The organism is Roseobacter sp. HKCCD6576-2, assembly GCF_013179285.1.
GTDB lineage: Bacteria > Pseudomonadota > Alphaproteobacteria > Rhodobacterales > Rhodobacteraceae > Rhodophyticola > Rhodophyticola oceani.
The window spans coordinates 18,659-41,806 of sequence record NZ_WVNW01000002.1; the positions used below are offsets into that span (position 1 = coordinate 18,659).

A 23,148-nucleotide genomic window follows, 5' to 3' on the forward strand; every position below is an offset into this window, starting at 1 on the left:
TCAAAGCGCGCTGCGATCAATCATCAAACCGCCATCGACCAGGTCATCATTGGGATGGGTCACCACCATTGCGCCTGGCTCAAGCCCGCTCAGAACCTCGGCAAACCGGTCGCTTCTGCGGCCCAATTCAACCGTCACCTCTTGGGCGGTGTTGCCGTTCGCTATGAACACCGCCCAGGTGTCGCCACGGCGAAACAGCGCGCTGAGCGGGACTTGAGTGACCTCGTCGGCTTGCCACTCGACAATCCGCAAGAAGGTCGAGAACCCATCGCCCAACCCGGCGCGCGCCTCTTGCGGTGTGGTCAGATGAAAGATCGCGTCGACCCGTTGTTCCTCAATCCCCAAGGCGGAGATATGGGTCCGAGCCGAAGGCTCGACCCGGTCAAGCTCGGCCATCAATGTGTCTGGGCCGCCCCACCGTTCGACCATTGCGACGGCCCCGGGGGCCAAGCGCACGGCGTCCGAGGAGAGCAGGTCGGCGACAATTTCGAGTTCGGTCGGGTCGCCGATACTGACCAAGGGCGTGCCGGCCGTCACAGGGCGTTCGCTGATATTGGCGACGGACAGGACCACGCCATCGGCGGGCGACATCAATTCGATGCAGCAATCCCCATCGGCGGCCCCATTCGCGCCATCCGGCCCAATCAATGCGGCGCGCGACCGATCCAGCGTGCTTTGCGCGATATTGATCCGCGCTTCCGCAGCATCGACCGTCGCATCCGCAATCGCCAATTGCTGCGTCACATCCTCCATCGCGGTGATCGACGAAACCCCACGTTCGACCAGAACCTGCACCCGGTCAAACTGCATCTGGGCATAGGTTTGTTCCTCGACCGAGCGGCGCAGTTCGGTCCGGGCGACGTTTAACGCCGCCTCGGCCTCACCAACGGAGGCTTCGGCCTGCATCCGCGTGCGGCTGTCGAGCAGGCTTGGCGGCACAGGCTCCACCAGGGCCACAACCGTTTCACCGGCCAGAACCGCATCTCCCACATCAACGGGAGAGCGGAGCGCCGTGCCGCTGATCGGCGCTGCGACTTCGAAAATGTCGCGGATACGGGTCTGCCCGTCGGCATCGACAGTGACCTGCAGCGGCCCGCGCGTGACCTCATGGAGATCCACGGCAATCGGCTCGGGCCGGAAGGTGACATAGAGCAGCCCGGCCAGGATGGCACCACCAACGACCAGGATGCCTAGGGTTCTTGGTTTCAGAGACATAAGCCTGCTACTCCCTTGTTTTCATAACGGATACGAGATTGAGATTGTCCAGCCTGCGGCGCACGATCAGCGCCGAGGCTAGGGCCGCGGCCAGCACAACCAAGCTGGCCCGGGCAAAGATATCGGGATTCAGGATCAGAGGCATCGCATAGAGATCGGAGGAAAACGCGTTCACCATCACCTGTGCGATGCCCGCCCCGAGAAGCCAGCCAACGGGCTGCGCGACAAGCGCCAGAAACATCGTTTCGCCCACCAGCACATAAGACACTTCGCCGCGTGAAAAGCCGAGGATCCGTAAACTCGCCAACTCGCGCGCCCGTTCGCTCAGTTGAATACGCGCACCGTTATAGGCGACCCCGACTGTGATCAGCACAGCGATCACGATATAGACCGTGTTCATCACCATGACGTTTTCGCGGATCGTGTCCTGAAAGCTGCGCCTGGTGTCGGTCATCATGATCAGACCCGATAGGCGCGGCAAGTCTTTCAATCGGGCGTGCAACGCGTCGAGTTCATTGTCATCCAAGGTGACATTCACGACTGACATGCGGGGGCTTTGCCGGAATATCTCGTTGAGATAGCCCAGATCGATATAGGCCCCGAGACCGAAATACTGCTCGACCAACCCGGTGACGACCATCTCATGGGTCTCTCGCCGACCGCTCAGAAACTCGACTTCGACCAGATCACCGATGCCCAAATCCAACTGACTGGCCAATCGCTCGGCCAGGAGGATGCCGCCGGGTTCCGCCGTACTGACCGAGCCATCGGCGCCGATCACCCGGCTCAAATCTGTACCGGGGCGGCGCGCCTCGATGGCTAAGCTTTTCTCCAAGGGACCATTGCGCAGGATTGCGGGCAGATATTGCTGCGGTTCGGCTTGCAAAACCCCGGGCAGGCGGCGCACTTCAGCAATCGTGGTCTCAGGCACATCATCGGTAAACAGCAGCATCGCGTCTTGCCGGTTCGATTGGTAAAACGCCACATCGACGATGTTGTCCAACGCGTCATGGACAAAGGACGCCGCGATGACGGCGGAAACTGCGAAGCCAAGGCCCAAACAGGTCATCGCGCTGCGCACCGGCCAGCGGAAGAAACTGCGCAGGATCATAATGGTCGGCTGCGAAAGCCGTGCGCGCGCCATCAAGACATCGATGAAGCTGCGCTTGAACCGAGGCGGGGCGGGGGGCTGCATCGCAATCGCAGGGGCTAGCCGCGCAGCCGCGATCGCCGCACGAGCCGCGCCCAGCATCGTAGTCAGAAGTGCGGCCAGGCCCGAGATCGCATAGACCCAGCCCGGCACCCGGAACAACAGATAGGGGAAGTCGAAGAACTCGACATATTGCAACGCCATGCCATGGGCCAGCCAGGTGCCCACGCCCCAGCCTATACCGATCCCGACCAAGGCGATGAATGCCGCAAGCAGCAGGTAGTGCAGGCAGATTTCGAAATCCGAATAGCCGATGGCTTTCAATAGCCCGATCTCCGAGCGCTCCAGAGCCACGATCCGCCCCATCACCATGCTGACCAAAAACGCCGCGATGGCGAAGAAGATCGGCGGCACAACCATCGCCATGCCCCTGAGTTGGTCGATCTCGGAACTGACAAAACTGTCGCTCGTCTGTTGATCGCGGCCATGAGCGCCAAGCCCGCCATAGGCTTCCAGCACATCATCCAGCGCGTCGATCACCGCCTCTTCCCGCGCGTCCTGAGTGATTTTGATCGCCAGGCCGTTGAACGCGCCCTGCATATCGAAGGCGGCGGAGGCCGCGCGTTCGGGCATCCAGATAATGCCGAATCCCTCATTATCCGGCATCATGCCGCCGGGGCCGATTGTATAAATATATTCGGGGCTGAGCGCCGTTCCAACGATGCGCAAGGCGCGCCGTTGGCCATTCAAATTGGCGTGGAACACCGACCCGATCTCGAATCCATTGGCTTCGGCAAAAGGCTCGTTGACCATCACCTCGCTGCTGGATGTCGGGTCGGGGTAATCGCCCGAACGCAGGAGCGGCACATTGAGCAGCGGGTCGTTGTCCTCGGGCCAGGAGAGGACATGCCCCACCGCGCTTTCAACCCGTCCTTCGATATCCAAGATCGCGAAGCCGGAGACGGTCGGGTCGACGGCATAGATGCCGTCAATCGCCCGGATCTCCGGCAGAAGACTTTCTGGCGCGCGCCGCGCATCGATCCAAACATCCGCGAACCGATTGCGCTCGTAATAGGCCGAGCGGGTGTCATCCAGCGCCTGATACATCCCGAAGGAGGTCAGCAGAAGTGCCACGCCGCAGGCCAACACCATGGCGATTGCGACGCCTTGCACCCAAAGCCGCTTGAAATCGCGAAAGAGCTTTTTGTCGAGCGCCTGCATCCCTGTCACCACACGATATTATGCGGGGCGAGGCGGGTCTCATTCACCGAAACGCTGCTGATCTTGCCGTCTTGGAATTGAATCACCCGATGCGCCATCTGTTGGATCGCGGCGTTGTGGGTGATGACCGCCGTGGTGGTGCCGAACTGGTCATTGATCGTTTTGAGAACTTCGAGCACCTGCACGCCGGTTTTGCTGTCGAGCGCGCCGGTCGGCTCATCACACAGCAACACTTCAGGCCGCTTCGCAATCGCGCGGGCAATGGCCACCCGCTGCTGCTCACCGCCCGACATTTCCGAGGGGAAATGATCCAGACGGTGGCCTAACCCGACCAAATCGAGCGCCTCGGCCGCCGGCATCGGGTTTGGCGCGACGTCGGTGACGAGCTGCACATTCTCGCGCGCGGTCAGCGACGGCACCAGATTATAGAACTGGAACACGAACCCCACATGGTCCCGACGGAACTTTGTCAGCCCACGGTCACCCAAGTCGGTCAATTCCAGATCGCGGAACCAGACCCGGCCTTCGGTGGCATGGTCCAGCCCGCCCAGAATATTCAAAAGCGTGGATTTGCCGGAGCCCGACGGGCCAAGCAGCACCGCCAACTCGCCAGCGAATAACTCCAGGCTGACCCCGGCGAGGGCGTAAACCTTCACTTCACCGGTGTCATAAACCTTCGTAATGTTTTCGGTGCGAAAGATTTTCTCCGCCACCTGCCGTCTCCTTGGTCTTCGTCCGTCGCTACGTGGAACTGACATAGAGAGTGCGTCTGCGATTTGATTTGGCTCAATCCGGGGCAATACAACGTAACGTCACGGCGAAAACCTGCCGAGGCAAGTCGGGCGCAAAACCCCTTGTTGCAGGCGGTCACACAGCGCTACAACAGGGAGGGGAGTTTCAAAATACGGCCCCAGGTTTCACTATTTGGAACATGTTGATGTCAAACACCCGCGCCAATCGCCGCTATCGCAGCCAGGAATGGTTCGACAATCCCAACAATCCCGGCATGACCGCGCTCTATCTCGAGCGTTATCAGAACCAGGCGTTCACCCAAGGTGAGTTGCAGTCGGAAAAGCCGATCATCGGCGTGGCGCAAACCGGCTCTGACCTCGTGCCTTGCAACAAGATCCATGTGTTCCTGATGGATCGGATCAAGGCGGGGATTCGCGATGCGGGCGGGATTCCGTTGGAATTCCCAGTGCATCCGATCCAGGAGACGGGCAAGCGGCCCACGGCGGCGCTCGACCGGAACCTGCAATATCTGAGCCTTGTTGAGGTGCTGCATGGCTATCCGATCGATGGGGTGGTGTTGACGACGGGCTGCGACAAGACCACGCCTGCGATGCTGATGGGGGCCGCCACGGTCGACCTGCCGGCCATTGCGCTCAATGGCGGGCCGATGCTGGACGGTTGGTACAAAGGCAAACGCGCCGGCAGCGGCACCACGATTTGGGAGGGGCGGCGGCTTCTGGCCAAGGGCGAGATTGACTATGATGAGTTCATGGAGCTGGCCTGCGCCTCCTCGCCCTCGCTCGGCCATTGCAACACGATGGGCACCGCCTCGACGATGAACGCCATGGCGGAGGCTTTGGGCATGACCTTGCCGGGGGCGGCGGCCATTCCCGCCCCGTTCCGCGAGCGGATGGAGATGGCCTATCTCACCGGTCGCCGGATCGTGGAGATGACGGAGGCCGATCTGAAACCCTCCGACATCCTGACTCGCGCCTCCTTCCTGAACGCCATCAAAGTGAACACGGCGATTGGCGGCTCCACCAATGCGCCGCCGCATTTGCAGGCGATTGCGCGTCATGCGGGGATCGAGCTGGACGTGACCGATTGGCAGACCCACGGCCATGATCTGCCGCTTCTCGTGAATATGCAGCCCGCGGGCGCCTATCTGGGCGAAAGCTTCTTCCGGGCGGGCGGTGTGCCTGCAGTGATGGGGGAGCTTCTCGCCGAAGGCCACCTGGATGGCACGGCGATGACCGCCACTGGCCAGGCCATGGTCGACGCCTTGGACGGCGCACGGAGCATGGACCATGATGTGATCCGCCCGGTCAGCGATCCGATGCGGGAGGAGGCCGGGTTCCTCGTCCTCTCCGGCAATCTCTTCGACTCGGCGCTGATGAAGACCTCCGTCATCTCCGAGGACTTCCGGACGCGGTTTTTGAAAGACGGCGTGTTCGAGGCGAAAGCCGTCGTGTTCGAGGGGCCGGAAGACTACCATGATCGCGTGAACGACGCCACCTTAGGCATTGATGAAGAAACGATTCTCTTCATTCGCAATGTTGGCTGCGTCGGCTATCCCGGATCTGCCGAGGTGGTGAATATGCAGCCGCCGGATGCGCTGATCCAGGCCGGGATCAACCATCTGCCGACCGTTGGCGATGGCCGCCAATCGGGCACGTCGGAGAGCCCGTCGATCCTCAACGCCTCACCCGAAGCGGTCGTGGGCGGCGGCCTGGCGCTTTTGCAAACCGGCGACCCGGTCCGGCTCGACCTGAACGCGGGCACTCTCGACTGCACGATCCCCGCGGCAGAGTGGCAAGCCCGCCGCGATGCTTGGACACCGCCAGAGCTGGAGCATCAGACGCCTTGGCAGGAGCTTTACCGGACCCATGTGGGGCAACTGGCCGATGGCGGCTGCCTCGAACTGGCCACGGCCTATCAGCGGATTGCCAAAGACTTGCCGCGCGATAATCATTAAGCGGCGCGGTCAGCATTCCGCACGGGCGTTTTATCGCCATGCGCCGGGTGAAAATCTGACCTGTGTCAAAGCCCTGTCGTAATTCAGGGGTAGGGTGCCCAGATAAGAGGCGACGAGCGGCCCAAGGACAGAGATGACGATATTCACCAACACGCCCTATGACGCGATTGAGGTCGGCATGCAGGCCAGCATTGACCGTCTCTGCGTCGCCGATGACCTCTATGTCTTTGCCAATTCCAGCGGCAATCTGAACCCGATGCATCTGCCGCGTGAGGATGGCGATGGGCTGCCCGAGGCGGTGGCCCCATCGGCCTGGCTGGGTGCGCTGATTTCGGGCGTGTTGGGCAACCAACTGCCGGGGCCGGGCACGCTTTACCGCGACCAAACCTTGCGGTTCATTGGCCGGGCGCATGCGGGCGACAAATTGACCGCCGGTGTGCGGGTTGTCGAAAAACTGCCCGGCAACCTGGTGCGTTTCGAGACCTGGGTCGACGGCCCGAATGGCCGGATCGCCGAGGGCGAGGCGCGGGTCATTGCACCCGATGCGGCGCAGAGCTTCGATGCCCATGACGTGCCGGGCTTGACTGTCCAGAGCCATGTGCATTTCGACCGGTTGATCGAGCGGGCCGAACCTTTGCCGCCGATCCCCACCAGCGTCGTGGCGCCGGAAACCGCCGATGCCCTTATGGGCGCGATGCTTGGCCGGGATCACACACTGATCGACCCGATCTTGGTGGGCTGCGCCAAGAAGATCGCCGCCGCCGCCGAGGAATGTGGATGTGATATCAGCGGCTTAGAGATCATCGATATTCCCGATCATCGCGCCGCAGCCCTGAAATCTGTGGCGCTTGTGCATGAGGGCCGCGCGCGGGCGGTGATGAAGGGCCATCTGCATACCGATCAGCTTCTGCATGCAATTCTCAAGAAAGATGGTGGGTTGCGCACCAATCGCCGCCTCTCGCATGTGTTTGTCATGGATGTTCCGGGGCTCGACCATCTGCTGTTCGTCACCGACGCGGCGATCAACATCGCGCCCGATTTGGAATGCAAAGTGTCGATTGTGCAAAACGCCATCGATCTCGCCATCGGGCTGGGCGTGGCGGAACCCAAAGTGGGGATTCTCTCGGCGGTTGAAACGGTGACGGCTTCGATCCCTTCAACCCTGGATGCCGCGATCCTCTCCAAAATGGCCGATCGGGGGCAGATCACCGGCGGCTTGGTTGATGGCCCGCTGGCGATGGACAACGCGGTGGATTTGGAGGCGGCGCGGACCAAAGGCCTTAAAGGGCTGGTCGCGGGCCGCGCCGAGATCCTGGTCGCCCCCAATCTGGAATCCGGTAATATGTTGGCCAAAGAGCTGACCTTCCTGGCCCATGCTGAGGCCGGCGGCATCGTCATGGGCGCGCAAGTTCCCATCATCCTCACCAGCCGCGCCGATGACGACAAGGCGCGCCTGGCTTCCTGCGCGATTGCCGCGCTTTATGCTGCGAGTACGTCTAAATGAGCGTGATCCTGACCCTGAATGCAGGCTCTTCAACCATCAAATTCGGGCTCTATGCCAATGCGCCCGAACCTGTCGAAGAAGCGAATGGCGAAGTCGACGCGTTGGGGCCGAATGCCAAGCTGATCTTAACCCCACGCGGGGCGGATCCGGTCGAAACCAACCTTGGACCGACCGACCACGCGAGCGGGATGCAAGCGATCCTCGATGCGGTGACGCCGCTGATGGCCGGGCGGGGGATTGATGGCGTGGGGCACAGGGTGGTGCATGGCGGCCCGGATTTCGACGGCCCGCGCGTGCTTGACCCCGCCACAATCGAACAACTGCGGCAGTTCGAGCCGCTCGCGCCGCTGCACCAGCCCTATAACCTGGCGGGCGTCGAGGCGGCCCATGCGGCCTTCCCGCAAGCCGCACAGGTCGCCTGTTTCGACACCGCCTTTCATCGCGGTCATCCTTGGGTCAATGACACATTCGCCTTGCCGCGCCGCTTCTATGACCAAGGCGTGCGCCGCTATGGGTTCCACGGGCTGAGCTATGATTACATCATGGGCGCGCTCCGTCGGGATTGGCCGCGTCTGGCCGAGGGCCGGGTGATTGTTGCGCATCTGGGCAATGGCGCCTCGATCTGCGCGATAAAAGGGGGCCGGTCTGTCGGCTCGTCGATGGGGTTCTCGGCGCTGGACGGCCTGCCGATGGGCACCCGTTCGGGGCAGGTCGATCCGGGCGTTTTGCTCTATCTGATGGATGCCGAAGGCATGGGCACCGACGAGATCAGCAATCTGCTGTACAAGGAATCCGGGCTCAAAGGTCTCTCTGGCATCACCCATGATATGCGCAGCTTGTTGCAGAGCCCCGAACCGGAAGCGGCCGAAGCCATCGACTATTATGTTTTCCGTCTCCGCCGAGAGATCGGGGCCATGGCGGCGGTTCTGGGCGGTGTTGATGCGCTGGTCTTCACCGGCGGGATTGGTGAAAACGCAGCCCCCATTCGCGCCCGCGCAGTGGCTGGGCTCGATTTTCTTGGGCTCAGCATTGCGCCCGCGGCCAATGACGTGAGCGCGCCGCGGATTGATGCCGGGCCGGTGCCGGTGCTGGTTGTGCCGACCGACGAGGAACGTGTGATCGCGCGCGCGGTTGTCGCGACTCTCGGTGATGCCGAAGCCACGCGGGAAGCAAGGGGCGCTTGGGCCGCCGCCGAATAGCGGCCTTGACCTTCGCTCAGAACACCACACTTTAGCGGTCAGATTTGCGAGGTATCTCATGCGGTTGATCCTATTTGCAGTGGTGGCCATCGGTTTGCTGATTGGCGCTATGGCGGTCTATATGCGGGTGGCGCCAATGCCGCCCGAGATTTGGCATCTGACCCCGGCAGAGGTGACGCCCCCTGACAGCCCCAATTATGTCCTGCTGATCGGTGAGGATGCGCCGCGCTTTGCCGGAACGGTTGATGGGATCGCCGCCCAGCTTGATGAGATTGCGCGCGGCGATGGCGCCCACCTAATCGCGGGAAGTGTGTCTGACGGGCATATCACCTATGTGCAGCGCACTAGGCTAATGGGCTATCCCGATGCGATCTCTGTGCAGGTCCATCCCACCGATGAGGCGGGCCAAGTTGCCATCGACATCTTCTCGCGCTCGCGCTTTGGGCATTCCGATATGGGGGTGAATGCGGCCCGGGTGGAGCGCTGGCTGTCGCAGCTCGGCTCTTGACGTTTCCGCGGCCTCAAGCGACACCGCCAGAATGTTGCCCGCGGATCGCCTTCACCAAATCACCGACCGGTTCGAGTTTCTCGAGGCGCGCCTGAACGCGGGCCCCGATGCCTCCGAGATTGCCACGATCAGCCAGGAATATGCCGCGCTGAAACCCGTGGCCGATCAGATTGCCGCCTATCAGCAGTTGTTGCGCGACATCGACGAGGCCGAGGCGATGTTGGACGATCCGGAGATGAAGGCGCTGGCCGAGGAGGAGTTGCCGACGCTGCGTGCCGCTTTGCCCGAGGCGGAGCAGGCTCTTCGCATCGCGCTTTTGCCAAAAGATGCCGCCGACGCGCGCCCGGCAATGATCGAGATCCGTCCCGGCACCGGCGGCGATGAGGCGGCGCTTTTTGCGGCGGATTTGCTGCGGATGTATGAACGCTATGCCGAGACCCGTGGGTGGAAGCTGGAGATCATCGAGCAAAGCCAGACGGAGTTGGGCGGGATCAAAGAAGTTGTGGCCCATGTCACGGGCGAGGGGGTATTCGCCCGGCTGAAATACGAATCCGGAGTGCATCGGGTGCAGCGGGTGCCTACCACCGAATCCGGCGGGCGCATCCATACCTCTGCCGCGACGGTTGCCGTGCTGCCCGAGGCGGAAGAGGTCGATATCGACATTCCCGCCAATGACATCCGGATCGACACGATGCGCGCCAGCGGGGCCGGCGGGCAGCATGTGAACACCACCGATAGCGCGGTACGGATCACCCATATCCCCTCAGGCATCGTGGTGACTTCGTCGGAGAAATCGCAACATCGCAACCGGGAGATCGCGATGGGCGTCCTGCGTGCCCGGCTCTATGATCTCGAACGCCAGCGCGTCGATGACGAACGCGCGGCGGATCGGAAATCGCAGGTCGGCTCTGGCGACCGTTCCGAGCGCATCCGCACCTATAACTTCCCGCAAGGCCGGATGACCGATCACCGGATCAACTTGACGCTTTATAAGCTCGATCAGGTCATGCAGGGCGATTTGGATGAGGTGATCGACGCGCTTATCGCCGATGATCAGGCGCGGATGCTGGCGGAGATGGAGGGGTGAGCGTCCAGGCCGCGCTGAATGCGGGCCGGGACCGATTGCGCGCAGTGGGGATTGAGGGCGCGGAGAAAGACGCGCGCTGGCTGATGGCCGCGGCATTGGGGGTGACGCCAGACCGGGTAATCCTGCATCTCCGCGATCCACTTAGCGAAGAGGCCGAGTTCTTCTATGAGAATGCCCTAGGCCGACGGCTGGCCTGCGAACCGGTCAGCCATATCCTTGGCGGGCGCTGGTTTTATGGCCGCTGGTTTCATGTGACGGCGGATGTGCTCGATCCGCGCCCGGAGACCGAAATCCTGATCGAGCAAGCCTTGCGCCACCCGTTCAAAGAGGTGCTCGATCTGGGCACCGGCACTGGCTGTATCTTGCTGAGCCTTCTGGCGGAGCGTCCGGGGGCAACCGGAATTGGTACGGATATCTCGCCCCAGGCGCTCGCGATTGCCGAATGGAACGCGGCGGAGTTGAATATCGGCGACCGGCTTGCTCTGATCGAATCCGATTGGTTCTCTGCCGTTGGGGGGCGGTTCGATCTGATCGTCTCAAACCCGCCTTATATCGCGGCGGTCGAGATGGCTGCGCTGGCTCCCGATGTGCGCGATTACGAACCCCATGGCGCGCTCACCGATGGGGCCGATGGCCTCTTCGCCTATCGCGCGATCGCGGCGGCTGCACCGGGGCACCTGACCTCCGGCGGGCGGGTGTTGGTGGAGATCGGGCCGAGCCAGGGCAGGGCGGTCTCAGACCTCTTTGCCGAGGCCGGGCTGAGCGAGATCACGGTTACCCCCGATTTTGACGGGCGGGATCGCGTGGTCGGCGGCACGTGGCACGGGCCGTCTTGATCACCGGACGAAGCGTCCCAATATGAGGAACAGGCCAAAACCGCGCTGAACTGTGCTGATTTCGGCGTTTTTACACGCAAAAATGTGCCTTTACGCCGATTTACCCTTGTTTTGCGCGTCGGAGCGTGGTTACTCATTTGCCAGCGGACGCAGATTGGCCTGCCCAATCGCCCGCGGTTTTGCCACAGAATCGGGTCAACCAGGAATTAGCGTGTTGGCCTGTAACATGATCTGGCGGGGGCCAGGTCCGACAATTCCCACCAGGAACACTGGAACAGAAAACTTATGAGATCATCTAAGAACCGCTCGCGGTCCAAGGGCAACCGGAACCGGTCCGTTGGCAATATCGTCAACCGGGTGTTTGACAGCTCGGGTCCTGAGGGCAAGGTGCGTGGCACCCCGCAGCAGATTATCGATAAATACAACCAGTTGGCGCGCGACGCCCAACTCTCCAATGACCGGGTCGCGACCGAGAATTTCCAACAACATGCCGAACATTACACCCGCATGTTGAGCGAAGCGCAGCGCGAGATGGAAGCCAAGCGCGAGGCGCAAGAGGCGCAGCAAAACCAGCAGCGCGAGCAGCGTCAGCAAAACCAGCAGCGCCATGACGAGGCGGCGCAGCAAAATCAGCAACGCGCCGATGACAGCGCTGCACAAAACACCAAACCGGCCGCCAGCGCCCCGCAACCAGAGCTTCAACCGGGCGAAGGTGCACAACCCGATGCCAGTTTTGACGCGGTGATCGATGCGGCACCCGAGGGCGATAGTGGTTTGGTGGAAACGCCAGAAAGCGCGCCCAAGCCCAAACGCAGCCGGACCCGGCGCCCACGCAAGGCAGAGGCTGAAACCGACAGCCCGCCAGCGGAGCCAACCCCCGACAATCCGCAGGAAGCGGCTGAGTAGCCTAGCCCGCCGCCACCTGCCGGGCCAGGGCGCAGAACCCTTCGATAGGGATTTGCTCGGCCCGGTCCGTTGGGGCCAGCCCGGCGGCTAAAAGCCGATCCTCGATGTCAGGTACCAGCCCTTTCAACGCGGCGCGCAGCATTTTGCGGCGCTGGTTGAAGGCCTTGGCCACAACCCGCTGCAACACATCCGGGTCCGCCGGATAGCGCGGCGCGGGAAGGGCGGCCAGATGCACCACCGATGAGCTGACCTTCGGCGGCGGTGTAAATGCGCCCGGTGGCAGGCTCATCACAATCCTCGCCTCGCACCGCCACTGCGCCAGAACGGCCAAGCGGCCATAGGCCTTGCTGCCAGGTTGCGCCACGATCCGCTCGGCCACCTCGCGTTGGAACATGAGCGTCAGGCTGTCCCAGAGCGGTGGCCAAGTGGGCGGCGTCAGCCAACGGACCAGAAGCTCGGTGCCCACATTATAGGGCAGGTTGGCCACCACCTTGATTGGCGGGGTCAGATGCGCGGCCCAATCGATCTCCAACGCATCCGCGTTCAGAACCTCCAGCCGCTCTGGATAGGCCGCTGCAATCTCGGCCAAGGCGGGCAGGCAGCGGGCGTCTTTCTCAACCGCCACCACGCGTCGCGCGCCCTCGGAGAGCAGCCCCCGGGTCAGCCCCCCAGGTCCCGGGCCCACTTCCAACACGTCATGACCCGTCAGATCGCCGGCCGCGCGAGCGATTTTCGCTGTCAGGTTGAGGTCCAACAGAAAATTCTGCCCCAGGGCCTTGCGCGCGCTCAACCCATGGGTGGCGATCACCTCGCGTAACGGTGGCAGGGTATCGATCCCACTCATCTCGCCGCCCGCGCCCTGGCCATTTTCTCGGCCATTTTCAGGGCCGCGATCAGACTGGTAGGGTCGGCTTTGCCGGTGCCCGCGATGTCGAAGGCCGTGCCATGATCGGGGGAGGTGCGGATAAACGGCAGCCCAAGGGTCACATTCACCCCGCCTGCGAAATCCAGCGTTTTGATCGGGATCAGCGCCTGGTCGTGATACATCGCCACTGCCGCATCATACCCGGCGCGTGCCTCCGCGTGAAACATCGTGTCGGCGGAATGCGGGCCGGTGACCGCCAGCCCTTCAGCGCGCAACGCCTCCAGAACCGGCGTGATCAAAGCGATCTCCTCGCCGCCCATCGTGCCGCCTTCGCCTGCATGCGGATTGAGCCCCGTGACGGCGATGCGCGGCGCGTCCACGCCGAAATCCTGGCGTAGGGCGGCGTGGGTGATCCGGATCGTATCCATCAAAAGCGCGCGGCTCAGCGCCCCTGGGACATCGGCCAGGGCAATATGGATCGTCGTCGGCACCACTTTGAGCGCGTCGCAGGCCAGCATCATCACCACGCGCTCCATGCCCGCCAAATGCGCCAGATATTCGGTATGGCCAGGATAGGGGAACCCCGCGCCGTCTTTCAGCGCTTTCTTGTGAATCGGCGCGGTGCACAGCGCCGAGGCCGCGCCCCGCATCACCAAATCAACCCCGGTTGCGATCACGTCAATCACCGCCTGGGCATTCGCCGGGGCGGGACGCCCCGGTACAGCGGCGGCCGGGAATTCTTGCGCCAGAACCGGCAACGCATGGCCTGCCACATGATCCGCATCACCTGCCGTGCGAATGACTTCGACCGGCATACCGAACCCCGCGAAATGCGCCGGGTCACCAATCACAAAAAACGGCAATCGCGCGCCAAGCTCCGCCCAAGCCTTGGCGGCGATCTCTGGTCCAATTCCCGCTGGCTCACCCGAGCTTAGCGCAATCGGTGCGCAGCTCATTCGTCTTCCGTGATGATCGCCTCGGCGCGCAACTCGGCCATAAACCCGTTGGCGTAACTCTCCAGGCGTTGCTGGAACAGAACCTCGCGCACCTGCTCCCGCCCGCCTTCGGGCAGTTCGGTCGACCGGCCGCAGAGCATCAGAACTTGCGAGACCTCGCCGCCTTGGCCGGTCAAGCCAAAGGACATTTCGTTATCATCCAACCGGGCCAGTTCCAGCGCCACATTGCCGGGCACCTCGTCGATCAGTTGCGAGATCCGGGTGAACCCGTCGGGGCGCACACCATAGAGATCTTCGCATGTATCGATCTCGTCGCGCAGGGCCGTTGCCTCGGAAAGCCCATCGGTTACCGGAATTGTCGCATACTCGACCGCCGTCACGACGGGCGTGACGAAGTCGGTTTCTTCAAAATCGCGCAGCTGGAAGATCGCAATCGCGGGGCCGAGTGGGACAGGGTCGGTCACATCGCCCGGCCCGAGCGTCAAAACCAAAGAGCGCAAGCCGGGTGGTAGGCTGGACAAAGGCCGCCAGCCAAGCGAGCCACCGGCCCGCGCGGTGCCTGCGGCAGACAGCCGTCGCGCCGCGGCAGAGAACCCGCCGATATCGCCATCAAGGCTTTCAGACAGGCCTTGAATCTGCGTGCGTACGTCATCTTGGTTTTGCGGCGTGAGGGGAATGACAAGCTCTGCAAGCAAAATCCGCGCTCCACCGGTGGAGCCGCTGAGCGTCAGCGCCCGGTCGATCTCTTCCTCGCTGACTTGCGCGCGAGGTCCAAACCGGGCCCGCAACACGTTCCGCCAGGTCACACCGGCAGCAACGAAATCTCGAAAAGTCTCGGCCTCGACGCCGCTTGCGGCAATCGCTTGGATAAACTGCTCGGGTTCCAAGTTTGCCCGCGCTGCAAATTCCGCCATTCCGGCCTCGATATCCGTCGGCGTGGCGCTCAAACCAAATCGCGCCCCCGCTTCCGCTTGCAATCGCTCATTGGTGAGTGTCTCGCGGGCCTCTTGCTCCAAATCGCCGGGCGCGTTGAGCAACTCGAGGAACAGGATCCGTTGCTCGATCTCGTAATAGGTCACCGCCCGATCATTGACCGTGATGGCGGCGGTGAACGGGCTTTGTTGCGCCCAGGGCGCCGTTGGTATCAGACCCAGGGCCAAACCCATCGCGCCGCCGAAAACCAACGCGCGGGTAAACTGGCGGGTTTTGGAAAACTGCTGTGCTCGCATGCTCATCGTTTCTATCCGTTATCCTTTCGCGCCGCTTATCTATGGCAGCTACGGTCATAGCGGCGCCCGTCTCGCGTGGCTCCAAAGCCATTCAATGCGACGGTTATGCCAAACTCGGTTGACGGCTCCAACGTAGCCGAGGTGGTAAAGCGGCGCGAGAGGGAAAACTCCACATCGACACATTCCGTGGCATAGGTCAGCGCCAAGCCAGCCCGTGTCGCTTCATCCGCCACAAAATCATAGCGCCAATTGGCTTGGGCGGCCCAAGCATTGTCGAAATCATAGCCCGCATCGAGCGCCCATTCGGCCATGTCTCGTGGGCGCCCTTCTGCCGGGTCCGCCAGAAGCCAGGTAAAACTCGACGTCAGATTATGGGCATCGCCGCGCCAGGTTACGGCCAGTTCGTTTGAGGTAAAATCAAACTCATCGTCGAAAAGAGCCCGGTTGATCACGCTGAGGTCTTGACCAAGGCCCAGATGCGCCGCGAGCAGCCAATCGGACTGGACGCCATCAAGCCCCGAGCCAGGCGTGAACTGCCCCGGCTCGGTGTCGCGATAGACGCGCCCCACGGTGACGCCAAGCGACCAGCCCAGGGGATCGGTGCGGGTGTAGGTCAGACCGACGTTCAATCGTGCGCCAGTCTCAAACCCATCGCGTCCTGGAAAGCGGTTCAGCGAGAAGAGATTGGCCTCATCAAACTCGACCACCGCGCTGTCTTCATTGGGAACCACCGCGCCGTTATCATCGCTCCAGGCAAGCTGTATGGTTGGCTCGATCAGATGGGTCACGCCGCGCATACTGGTCCGCGCCCAAGGCCAACGGAGTTCGACAGCGGCTGCAGGGGCAAAGCGTGTCTCATGGTCGGCAAAGCTGCTATCTTCCTGGATCGCGTAGTAATCGGCATTGAGTTCGGTTTCGACGGCTAGGAGCAGTCCGGCCGGCAGAACCCAATCGCGCCGCCAATCAGCATTGGCCGAAAGCCGCCCCACATCGCGCCCGATTATATCGGTATCGTCGATCCGGTAATGTGTATGGCCTGAGAAGCCTAACGACGCGATCCCGCCAATGACTGGCGGCGTATAACGCCGAGTGTATTCCGCATTCAGCGCTTGATTGGGCAGGGTGCGGTTGTCGTCGCCCTCGCGCAGCGAAGAGAAGTAGCTGAAACCCGCTTCGATATACTCATCACGCCGTGCCCGGCTCAGCGTCAGGCGATTGTCCAGCCGGTCCTGCTCGGAAAAGCCATATGCCAAGAGATAGGTGCGATCTGTGACAGCATCGATCTCAAAATCGAAGCGGAAATCTCGAGGCAGCAGGAAATACCCGTCCGCAAAGATATAGCCGCGTTGTTCATCATCGGTCAGATTATCCCAGGTGAGGGCGCCGTTGGCTTCGATAAACCCGTTGTGGAAGGCTTGGCGATAGCGAGCCTCAAGCGATTGGCTGTCACCGATCGTCAGAAATGGGGTGAGTGTCAGGTCCGCATGATCGCCCAAAGGGATGAAATAGGGCAGGCGAATGCCCGTCCCGATCAGATCGTCGGAACTGATCGAAGGTGCCAGAAACCCGCGCGCCCGCTCCAAGGTCGGGTCCGGCAAGCGCAACCGCGGGATATAGGCAATTGGAATGCCTAGAGCGCGAAACTGCGCGTCTTCGAAATAGAGCTGGCGCTCTAATTGATCATGCACGATCCGCCGTGCGCGGATTTCCCAAAGCGGCGTGGGGTTGTCCGCGCAAATCTCGCAAGAGGATGCAACGCTTTGATAAAGCTGGGTATACCTGCCATCGGATCGGTTGATCTCGGTCGCGGCGATCTGCAATTGTCGGTCCAAGACCAGACGTGCCGATTGCAATATCCCGTCTTGGAGGTCGCCCGAAAGCTCCGCAAACTCGGCCAGGAAAACCGTCCGCCCATTGGCTTCGGTCAACGTGAGCGGCCCTTCGACCGCCAGCATATCGTTGGTCCCGTCATACCGCACGCTTTGTGCACGAAGCCGGCTGCCTTGATAGAACACTTCGACACTGCCGCTGGCCACGACCACTTGGCTCGCGCGCTCAAAATCAATGCTGTCGGCAATCAGGGTCGCGGGCAGGGCGGCGGTGTCTTGCGCCACGCTCGGCCCAAGCCCGGACGCGGCCAAGACCGCAAGGACGGCTAGAATTTGGCGGATCGCGCTCATCCGTCCTCCGTATGCAACAAGAGCCCGAGCGCCAAGAGAATTGCGGCCAACGGTGGGGTCCAGGCAACAATGTAGATCGGCAATTGCCCGGTTTCGCCCAAGACCTCGGCAAAGCGGCGGATGAAGAAGACGCCGAAGCCCAGTAAGATGGCCGACAGCACCATCACCCCGGTCTTGCCAAATCGCGTGTGCCGCATGGTGAAACCCGCCGCAATCAACACCATCGCGGCCAGCATCAGCGGATTTGACAGCTCCATCTGCAACCACACCCGATGCGACAGCGCGGCAAATCCAGCATTGTTGAGCTGCTCAATGAAACGCGGCAATTCATAGATCGGCACGGTGGAAGGGCTGCCGAAACTGTCCCGAATTTGTTCGCGAGTCAGGGTTGAGGCGAGTGTGAAGCGGGCCTGCGTCTCAGCTTGGGCTTCGGGGTTGCTGCTCCCGGCAAGAGGCCAGATTTTGACCTGTTCCAGCTCCCACGCGCCCAGCTCCAAACGCGCGGTGTCCGCATCAATTCGGCTTTGCATGGCGCCATCTTCATCGAAGGCAAAGAAACTGGCGTTTTGCAGAACCGTACCGTCGGCATTGGTCCGTTCCGCCCGGATCACCGTTTGCTGCGCTTCGCTACCTTGGCGCAGCCACAACCCCTCCGCGCTGATCGAGACTGTTTGCGCTTCACCGGTCTGATACCGAGAGACGGTCTGCGCATATTGCCGCTCGGTCGCGGCGACAATTGGGTTGATCACCATGATGCCAAGAATGCCCAGTAAGATCGCCACGATCACCGGCGACATCGTACTGCGGAGCGCCGAGCGACCGGCGGCACGGATCACCACCATCTCGGAGGTTCGAGCAAGGCCCAAGAACAGAAACAAGGTCGCCAACATAATGAAAAGCGGCAGCATCTCATAAAGCGTGCCAGGTGTGTTCAGCAACGCGAGCTCAAACGCCGCGCCAAACCCGGCCTCTGGGTTGCCAATTCGGCGGATTTGCTCGGCCAAATCAATCGGCAGGAGGATCGAGATAAAGACCCCAAGCACAATCATGAACGCGCGGAGAAACCGCCGCGCAATATAGAAATGCAAGATCATGCCGCCACCTCTGGCCGGAGGCGCCGCACCCGCATGCCCCAAAGGATCAACCCGGCGACGATCAGGGTCGCGAGAGCCGGTTGAGCATAGACAACCAAGATATGCCCGCCGTCTTGCAGCGCGAGGGCTTCGGCGGCATTCCATGTGATTTGCAACGGAATGATCAGTGTCACCGCCAAGAAGATTTGCGGCCAGACGCCAAACCGCGAGAAGGAACCGAGCATCAGCGTCGCCGCTGCGATGGCCGGGACCATCAGCACAAATATCGCGCGGGCAATCCGGCTATGGCCCTCAAACTGCATCTGCTTGCGCTGAAATCCTTGCTCGGCCGCAAAATCCGGATCAGCGGTCAGCAAAACCGGCGTCGACAATTCGCCCAGGTCATAGCGGCGGCTGTCCGGCGCCTCGATCAAGCCAGCGATATCATATGTGAAATCGTCAAATTCAACGACGGAGAGGCGTTGGTCTTCCAGTGTGAGTGTCTGCGCCAGCCCGTCAAACATGACCAGGCGGGGCCCGGCCTCACTCCGCACCAGCAGCGCCCGCTGCGCGACATATGTCGTCTCGCTGCTTCTGGAAGACCGATCTTGCAAGAACACATCCCGGAACTCGCCCAGTTCGGTGATGTCGCGAATGTAAACCGTCACCCCTCGGGTTGGGTGAATGAACTGCCCCTCACGGAGCAGCCGCCCGGTCATGTCTTGTGTGACCTCAACGCTCCGATCATTGAACTGGCTTCGCGCGGCGGGGGCCAAGATATGCGCCAAGATGCTGACCAGGATCGCCAAAACCAAGCCGAAGACAATCACCGGGCGCAACAGGCGTATGCCGCCCATACCGGCGGTTTGAAGCACCACCAACTCACTTTCGGAGATCATCCGATTGAAGATATAAAGTGTCGCCACAAAGGCCGAGACTGGCAGAACGGTCAACATAATCTGGGGCAAGCTGAGCGCCGTGAACTCCAGAAACACCGCGACGTTTTGGCCATCGGCGATCAGCGAGTCGAACAAGTCCACCGCGCGGTTGATCCAATAGACCGAGATCAACACGAGGCTGAAAAAGCCGAACAATACCAGCAGTTGCGACAGGATATACCGGTCATACCGCCCCACTGGCCTCGCCCCCTTGTCTTGTGCTGCACGTGTTCTTGCGCATGGTTTTACTGCAATCATCCGCCCATGCACAGGGCCATCTGGTCATCCCCCGCGCCGGGGCCTAAGCTGCGCCAAATCGCATTCCCCCAAGAGGACTCTCATGACCAGCCCGATCTCCATTTCCTTTGTCGAAACCGATCTCGATCAGATGCGCGAGTGCGAGGGCAAGATTGCCGTTTTCGCGACCGAAGATGGCAAGATCGATGCCAGCGCCCGGCGCGCCAACCGGCTGACAAAGGGGGCGGTCGCTCGGCTTTTGGACTCGGAGAAATGGAGCAAGGTGAAAGAGGGCGAAGGGGTTGCGTTGAGCTTCCCAACAGGGCTTCTGGCTACGGCCCTGATGGTGGTGAAGCTGCCGCGTCGTCCGTCGGTCGAACTGGCGCGGAAAACTGGCGCGACGCTGGCGAAATTCAAAGGGGATGAGGCGCTGTTGATTGGGGCGGGCAACCTGACCCGGATTGATGAGATATCTCTCGGCCTGGCGCTCCGGGCCTATGCTTTCACCGATCACAAGACCGAGACAGAAACCGAAGCCGGGGCGGCCACCATCATGTGCTCGAAACCCGAGGAGGTCGCCGCCGCCGCCAAACCCGCGATGGCCTTGGCCGAAGGCGTGTTCTTCACTCGCGATCTGGTGAGCGAACCGGCCAATGTCTTGACCACAAATGATTTCGCCGCACGCCTAGCCGCGATGCAGGAAATCGGCCTGGAGGTGGAAATCCTCGAAGAGGACGAGCTTGGCAAACTGGGCATGGGCGCGCTGTTGGGCGTTGGCCAAGGGTCGGACGCGCCTTCGAAGGTCGTCGTCATGCAGTGGAATGGCGGCGGGGATGAGGCACCCTTGGCGCTCGTCGGCAAAGGTGTGGTCTTCGACACCGGCGGGATCAGTTTGAAACCGGCGGCTGGCATGGAAGATATGACCATGGATATGGGCGGCGCGGGGGTCGTTTCTGGCGTGATGCGGGCGCTTGCTCTGCGCAAGGCCAAGGCCAATGTTGTGGGGCTTGTCGGTTTGGTTGAGAACATGCCGGGGCCAAATGCGCAGCGCCCGGGGGATGTGGTCAAATCGATGAAGGGCGACACGATTGAGGTGATCAACACCGATGCCGAGGGGCGTTTGGTTCTGGCCGATGTGATGTGGTACGCGCAGGATCGGTTCAAACCCTCCGCCATGGTTGATCTGGCGACTTTGACCGGGGCGATCATCATCGGCTTGGGCCATGAAAACGCGGGCGTTTTTTCCAATGATGACGGGTTCTGTGACGCGTTCCTGAAGGCCGCCGCGACCGAGGGAGAAGGCGCTTGGCGGATGCCTTTGGGTGCGGGTTACGACAAAATGCTGAAATCCAACGTGGCGGATATGAAAAACATCGGCGGGCGGTCCGCCGGTTCGATCACTGCGGCGCAATTCCTGCAACGCTTTGTGAAAGACGACACGCCCTGGATCCACCTCGATATCGCCGGCGTCGCCTCGGTCAAATCAGACACCGTCTTGGCTCCGAAAGGCGCGACGGGCTGGGGCGTTCTGGCGCTCGACCGTTTGGTGCACGACCGCTACGAGGGCTAAGCGATTGGGCGCGGCCTATTTCTACCACCTGACCCGGCGGCCCTTAGAGGTCACGCTGGCCAGTCTTGCGGGCAAAGCGCGCGGGGCTGGATGGCGGGTGGCGGTGCGCGCCCAAAGTGATGCGATGGTGGAGCGGTTGGACGATCTGCTCTGGCTGCGCCCGGAAGAGGGGTTTCTGCCTCATGGCAAGGCGGGCGGCGATCATGATGCCGCGCAGCCTATCCTGTTGACCACTGCTGCAGATCTGCCCAATGGCGCGACCTGTCTGATGAGTGTCGAGGGCGCCGCCATTAGCGCCGAAGAGGTCACGGCGATGGATCGGGTCTGCGTGCTGTTCGACGGCCATGATCCGGGCGCGGTGCAGCAGGCGCGGGAGCAGTGGAAGACGCTGACCGGGGCGGGCTGCGCGGCGCAGTATTGGTCGGAAGAGGGCGGGTCTTGGGAGATGAAGGCCGAGGCTGCCGCCGACAAATAGGTTACGAAAAATCCCGAAACGGGTGTTTTTCGTAACCTATCAGCGGGTGAGCACCAATTGCCCATCGGCGATTTCGATCCGGTCGAACCGGTCCAGATAGGCCATGCCAAGCAGGCTCTCTTCCATCTGCCCGGCATTCACAACGGCCCGCACGCCGGTATCCACAACGCCTTCCAAAGCGACCTGATCCAAGCGCACGGGCGCGGTTTCGACCATGCCATTGGCAGTCAAGGCCCGGCCCGAAAAGATCAGCCGGTCCATATCCACACCGGCGCGGATCGCGTCTTGCTCGGCCAGAACCATATCCGACGCACCAGTATCCACCACAAAACGGACCGGCACCTCGTTGATCTCCATGATCAGATAATAATGCCCGTCCGGTGCGCGCGGCACTTCGATCACTGTGCCGTCCATCGCCGCCGATTGCCTTGGGGCGACCGTGTCGCGCACATCCTGCCAGACACCGACTGCAACAATCGCGCCTAGGAAAATGAATACCCAGACCGCCGCCATCTGCGCGACCTTGCCCATCTGGTGCCGGTTCGCGAACAGGAAATATCCAGCAATAACAGTGCCAAAGAGGCCCAAATAGATCAGCGACGCGATTTGATCCGCAACCATATACCTATCCTCCAGATGCCTCTCATATAAGAGCTCGGGCGCTTAAATCACCTGCAAATCGCGCAACCCGTCGATGACAAATTGGACAGACAAGGCCGCAAGCAACATGCCCAAGATACGGGTCACCACATTGATCCCGACCGGGCCAAGCAGACGTTCCAGCGGGCTGGCCAGAAGAAAGAGCGCAAAGACGCAGAGCAACACCAGCGCCATCACCCCATGGATCATCGCGACATGGAGCGCGTCGGTGCCGGGTTGTCCGGCCAGCAGGATCATCGTGGTGATCGAGCCTGGCCCGGCAATGAGGGGTATGGCCAGGGGAAAGACCGATGGGTCCTCCGCATGGGCGGCCTCGGCTTGCCCTTGTCGGCGCGGTGTGCGGCGCTCAAACAACATGTCGAGGGCCGTGAGGAACAGCAAAATGCCACCCGCCATACGAAAGGCGGGCATTGAAATCCCTAGGAAATTCAGCACCGCTTCCCCGGCTAGGCCGAACAGGGTCAGAAGCGCCAAGGCGACCAAACAGGCGCGGATCGCGATGCCGCGCCGGGCCCGGGCGCTCATGCCTTGGGTCATCGCGACGAAAAGCGGCGCCATGCCAATCGGGTCGATGATCACGAAGAGTGCAACAAAGGCAGGGATGGCGGTGGCGAGGTCCATGGCTTAGCTCC

The 23,148-nt window shown here is 61.7% G+C and carries 20 protein-coding genes; 9 read left to right on the forward strand and 11 right to left on the reverse strand.

The annotated features are described in order from the left end of the window. From GTF44_RS07145 to GTF44_RS07155, 3 genes are read right to left on the reverse strand one after another with little or no spacing between them, the layout of a single operon-like run. Positions 1 to 1,215 (reverse strand): efflux RND transporter periplasmic adaptor subunit, encoded by a 1,215-nt coding sequence (locus GTF44_RS07145; protein ID WP_171560327.1) that lies wholly within the window; start codon positions 1,213 to 1,215, stop codon positions 1 to 3. A 7-nt stretch (positions 1,216 to 1,222) separates the two neighbouring features. Then, positions 1,223 to 3,586, reverse strand: a complete 2,364-nt coding sequence (locus GTF44_RS07150) for an ABC transporter permease (protein WP_171560330.1) — start codon at positions 3,584 to 3,586, stop codon at positions 1,223 to 1,225. Between the two features lie 5 nt (positions 3,587 to 3,591). Next, positions 3,592 to 4,299 carry an ABC transporter ATP-binding protein gene (locus GTF44_RS07155; protein ID WP_367383412.1) on the reverse strand — a complete coding sequence of 236 codons (708 nt, stop codon included), beginning with the start codon at positions 4,297 to 4,299 and terminating at the stop codon, positions 3,592 to 3,594. A 224-nt stretch (positions 4,300 to 4,523) separates the two neighbouring features. Here GTF44_RS07155 and GTF44_RS07160 point away from each other — a divergent pair, with 224 nt between their 5' ends. The 7 genes from GTF44_RS07160 (at position 4,524) to GTF44_RS07190 (ending at position 12,333) form a co-directional block, all read left to right on the forward strand. Then, positions 4,524 to 6,293 carry an IlvD/Edd family dehydratase gene (locus GTF44_RS07160; protein ID WP_171560335.1) on the forward strand — a complete coding sequence of 590 codons (1,770 nt, stop codon included), beginning with the start codon at positions 4,524 to 4,526 and terminating at the stop codon, positions 6,291 to 6,293. A 133-nt stretch (positions 6,294 to 6,426) separates the two neighbouring features. Continuing rightward, positions 6,427 to 7,797, forward strand: coding sequence for a bifunctional enoyl-CoA hydratase/phosphate acetyltransferase (locus tag GTF44_RS07165; protein WP_171560338.1), 1,371 nt, complete (start codon positions 6,427 to 6,429; stop codon positions 7,795 to 7,797). Then, on the forward strand, positions 7,794 to 8,996 hold the full coding sequence (locus tag GTF44_RS07170; protein WP_171560340.1) for an acetate/propionate family kinase: 1,203 nt from the start codon (positions 7,794 to 7,796) through the stop codon (positions 8,994 to 8,996). The genes GTF44_RS07165 and GTF44_RS07170 overlap by 4 nt, the downstream gene beginning before the upstream one ends. 58 nt (positions 8,997 to 9,054) lie before the next feature. After that, entirely contained in the window at positions 9,055 to 9,504 is a 450-nt protein-coding gene (locus GTF44_RS07175; protein WP_171560343.1) for a DUF1499 domain-containing protein, read from the forward strand. A 31-nt stretch (positions 9,505 to 9,535) separates the two neighbouring features. Continuing rightward, positions 9,536 to 10,591: a peptide chain release factor 1 gene (prfA, locus tag GTF44_RS07180; RefSeq protein ID WP_171560345.1), complete on the forward strand. Its 1,056-nt coding sequence runs from the start codon at positions 9,536 to 9,538 to the stop codon at positions 10,589 to 10,591. Continuing rightward, positions 10,588 to 11,427 carry a peptide chain release factor N(5)-glutamine methyltransferase gene (gene prmC, locus GTF44_RS07185; RefSeq protein ID WP_171560348.1) on the forward strand — a complete coding sequence of 280 codons (840 nt, stop codon included), beginning with the start codon at positions 10,588 to 10,590 and terminating at the stop codon, positions 11,425 to 11,427. The genes prfA and prmC overlap by 4 nt, the downstream gene beginning before the upstream one ends. A gap of 285 nt (positions 11,428 to 11,712) precedes the next feature. After that, positions 11,713 to 12,333, forward strand: a complete 621-nt coding sequence (locus GTF44_RS07190; RefSeq protein WP_171560351.1) for a DUF4167 domain-containing protein — start codon at positions 11,713 to 11,715, stop codon at positions 12,331 to 12,333. Position 12,334: 1 nt separating this feature from the next. On the opposite strand, the gene rsmA is transcribed toward GTF44_RS07190, so the two are convergent. Genes rsmA through lptF form a run of 6 tightly spaced genes read right to left on the reverse strand, consistent with a single transcriptional unit; the run spans position 12,335 to position 19,772 of the window. Next, positions 12,335 to 13,177 carry a 16S rRNA (adenine(1518)-N(6)/adenine(1519)-N(6))-dimethyltransferase RsmA gene (gene rsmA / locus GTF44_RS07195; protein ID WP_171560354.1) on the reverse strand — a complete coding sequence of 281 codons (843 nt, stop codon included), beginning with the start codon at positions 13,175 to 13,177 and terminating at the stop codon, positions 12,335 to 12,337. Next, positions 13,174 to 14,154 (reverse strand): 4-hydroxythreonine-4-phosphate dehydrogenase PdxA, encoded by a 981-nt coding sequence (gene pdxA / locus GTF44_RS07200; protein ID WP_171560356.1) that lies wholly within the window; start codon positions 14,152 to 14,154, stop codon positions 13,174 to 13,176. Before pdxA ends, rsmA begins: the two co-directional genes overlap by 4 nt. Then, positions 14,151 to 15,389 (reverse strand): peptidylprolyl isomerase, encoded by a 1,239-nt coding sequence (locus GTF44_RS07205; protein ID WP_171560359.1) that lies wholly within the window; start codon positions 15,387 to 15,389, stop codon positions 14,151 to 14,153. The genes pdxA and GTF44_RS07205 overlap by 4 nt, the downstream gene beginning before the upstream one ends. Positions 15,390 to 15,418: 29 nt before the next feature. After that, positions 15,419 to 17,563 (reverse strand): LPS-assembly protein LptD, encoded by a 2,145-nt coding sequence (gene lptD / locus GTF44_RS07210; RefSeq protein WP_171560362.1) that lies wholly within the window; start codon positions 17,561 to 17,563, stop codon positions 15,419 to 15,421. Beyond that, the gene (gene lptG, locus GTF44_RS07215) at positions 17,560 to 18,657 is read right to left on the reverse strand and encodes an LPS export ABC transporter permease LptG (protein ID WP_171560364.1); all 1,098 of its coding nucleotides are present in this window, start codon (positions 18,655 to 18,657) and stop codon (positions 17,560 to 17,562) included. The genes lptD and lptG overlap by 4 nt, the downstream gene beginning before the upstream one ends. Continuing rightward, positions 18,654 to 19,772 (reverse strand): LPS export ABC transporter permease LptF, encoded by a 1,119-nt coding sequence (gene lptF, locus GTF44_RS07220; RefSeq protein WP_171560367.1) that lies wholly within the window; start codon positions 19,770 to 19,772, stop codon positions 18,654 to 18,656. The genes lptG and lptF overlap by 4 nt, the downstream gene beginning before the upstream one ends. A 142-nt stretch (positions 19,773 to 19,914) precedes the next feature. Between lptF and GTF44_RS07225 the strand changes: the two genes are divergently transcribed. Then, entirely contained in the window at positions 19,915 to 21,381 is a 1,467-nt protein-coding gene (locus tag GTF44_RS07225; RefSeq protein WP_171560370.1) for a leucyl aminopeptidase, read from the forward strand. Positions 21,382 to 21,385: 4 nt separating this feature from the next. Continuing rightward, a complete protein-coding gene (locus tag GTF44_RS07230; protein WP_171560372.1) occupies positions 21,386 to 21,856 on the forward strand; it encodes a DNA polymerase III subunit chi in 471 nt (156 codons plus the stop codon). A gap of 39 nt (positions 21,857 to 21,895) precedes the next feature. Here GTF44_RS07230 and GTF44_RS07235 read toward each other — a convergent pair whose 3' ends face one another. Both GTF44_RS07235 and GTF44_RS07240 read right to left on the reverse strand, forming a co-directional pair. Then, on the reverse strand, positions 21,896 to 22,477 hold the full coding sequence (locus GTF44_RS07235; protein ID WP_171560375.1) for a TIGR02281 family clan AA aspartic protease: 582 nt from the start codon (positions 22,475 to 22,477) through the stop codon (positions 21,896 to 21,898). Between the two features lie 42 nt (positions 22,478 to 22,519). Further along, positions 22,520 to 23,137: a MarC family protein gene (locus GTF44_RS07240; protein WP_171560377.1), complete on the reverse strand. Its 618-nt coding sequence runs from the start codon at positions 23,135 to 23,137 to the stop codon at positions 22,520 to 22,522. Positions 23,138 to 23,148 lie beyond the last annotated feature (11 nt).

Bases quoted from the DNA above. Each gene is read 5' to 3' on its own strand.
- GTF44_RS07145 (WP_171560327.1), bottom strand. From the start codon at position 1,215: ATGTCTCTGAAACCAAGAACCCTAGGCATCCTGGTCGTTGGTGGTGCC.
- GTF44_RS07150 (WP_171560330.1), bottom strand. From the start codon at position 3,586: ATGCAGGCGCTCGACAAAAAGCTCTTTCGCGATTTCAAGCGGCTTTGG.
- GTF44_RS07160 (WP_171560335.1), top strand. From the start codon at position 4,524: ATGTCAAACACCCGCGCCAATCGCCGCTATCGCAGCCAGGAATGGTTC.
- GTF44_RS07165 (WP_171560338.1), top strand. From the start codon at position 6,427: ATGACGATATTCACCAACACGCCCTATGACGCGATTGAGGTCGGCATG.
- GTF44_RS07170 (WP_171560340.1), top strand. From the start codon at position 7,794: ATGAGCGTGATCCTGACCCTGAATGCAGGCTCTTCAACCATCAAATTC.
- GTF44_RS07175 (WP_171560343.1), top strand. From the start codon at position 9,055: ATGCGGTTGATCCTATTTGCAGTGGTGGCCATCGGTTTGCTGATTGGC.
- prfA (WP_171560345.1), top strand. From the start codon at position 9,536: ATGTTGCCCGCGGATCGCCTTCACCAAATCACCGACCGGTTCGAGTTT.
- GTF44_RS07190 (WP_171560351.1), top strand. From the start codon at position 11,713: ATGAGATCATCTAAGAACCGCTCGCGGTCCAAGGGCAACCGGAACCGG.
- rsmA (WP_171560354.1), bottom strand. From the start codon at position 13,177: ATGAGTGGGATCGATACCCTGCCACCGTTACGCGAGGTGATCGCCACC.
- pdxA (WP_171560356.1), bottom strand. From the start codon at position 14,154: ATGAGCTGCGCACCGATTGCGCTAAGCTCGGGTGAGCCAGCGGGAATT.
- GTF44_RS07205 (WP_171560359.1), bottom strand. From the start codon at position 15,389: ATGAGCATGCGAGCACAGCAGTTTTCCAAAACCCGCCAGTTTACCCGC.
- lptD (WP_171560362.1), bottom strand. From the start codon at position 17,563: ATGAGCGCGATCCGCCAAATTCTAGCCGTCCTTGCGGTCTTGGCCGCG.
- lptG (WP_171560364.1), bottom strand. From the start codon at position 18,657: ATGATCTTGCATTTCTATATTGCGCGGCGGTTTCTCCGCGCGTTCATG.
- GTF44_RS07225 (WP_171560370.1), top strand. From the start codon at position 19,915: ATGACCAGCCCGATCTCCATTTCCTTTGTCGAAACCGATCTCGATCAG.
- GTF44_RS07235 (WP_171560375.1), bottom strand. From the start codon at position 22,477: ATGGTTGCGGATCAAATCGCGTCGCTGATCTATTTGGGCCTCTTTGGC.
- GTF44_RS07240 (WP_171560377.1), bottom strand. From the start codon at position 23,137: ATGGACCTCGCCACCGCCATCCCTGCCTTTGTTGCACTCTTCGTGATC.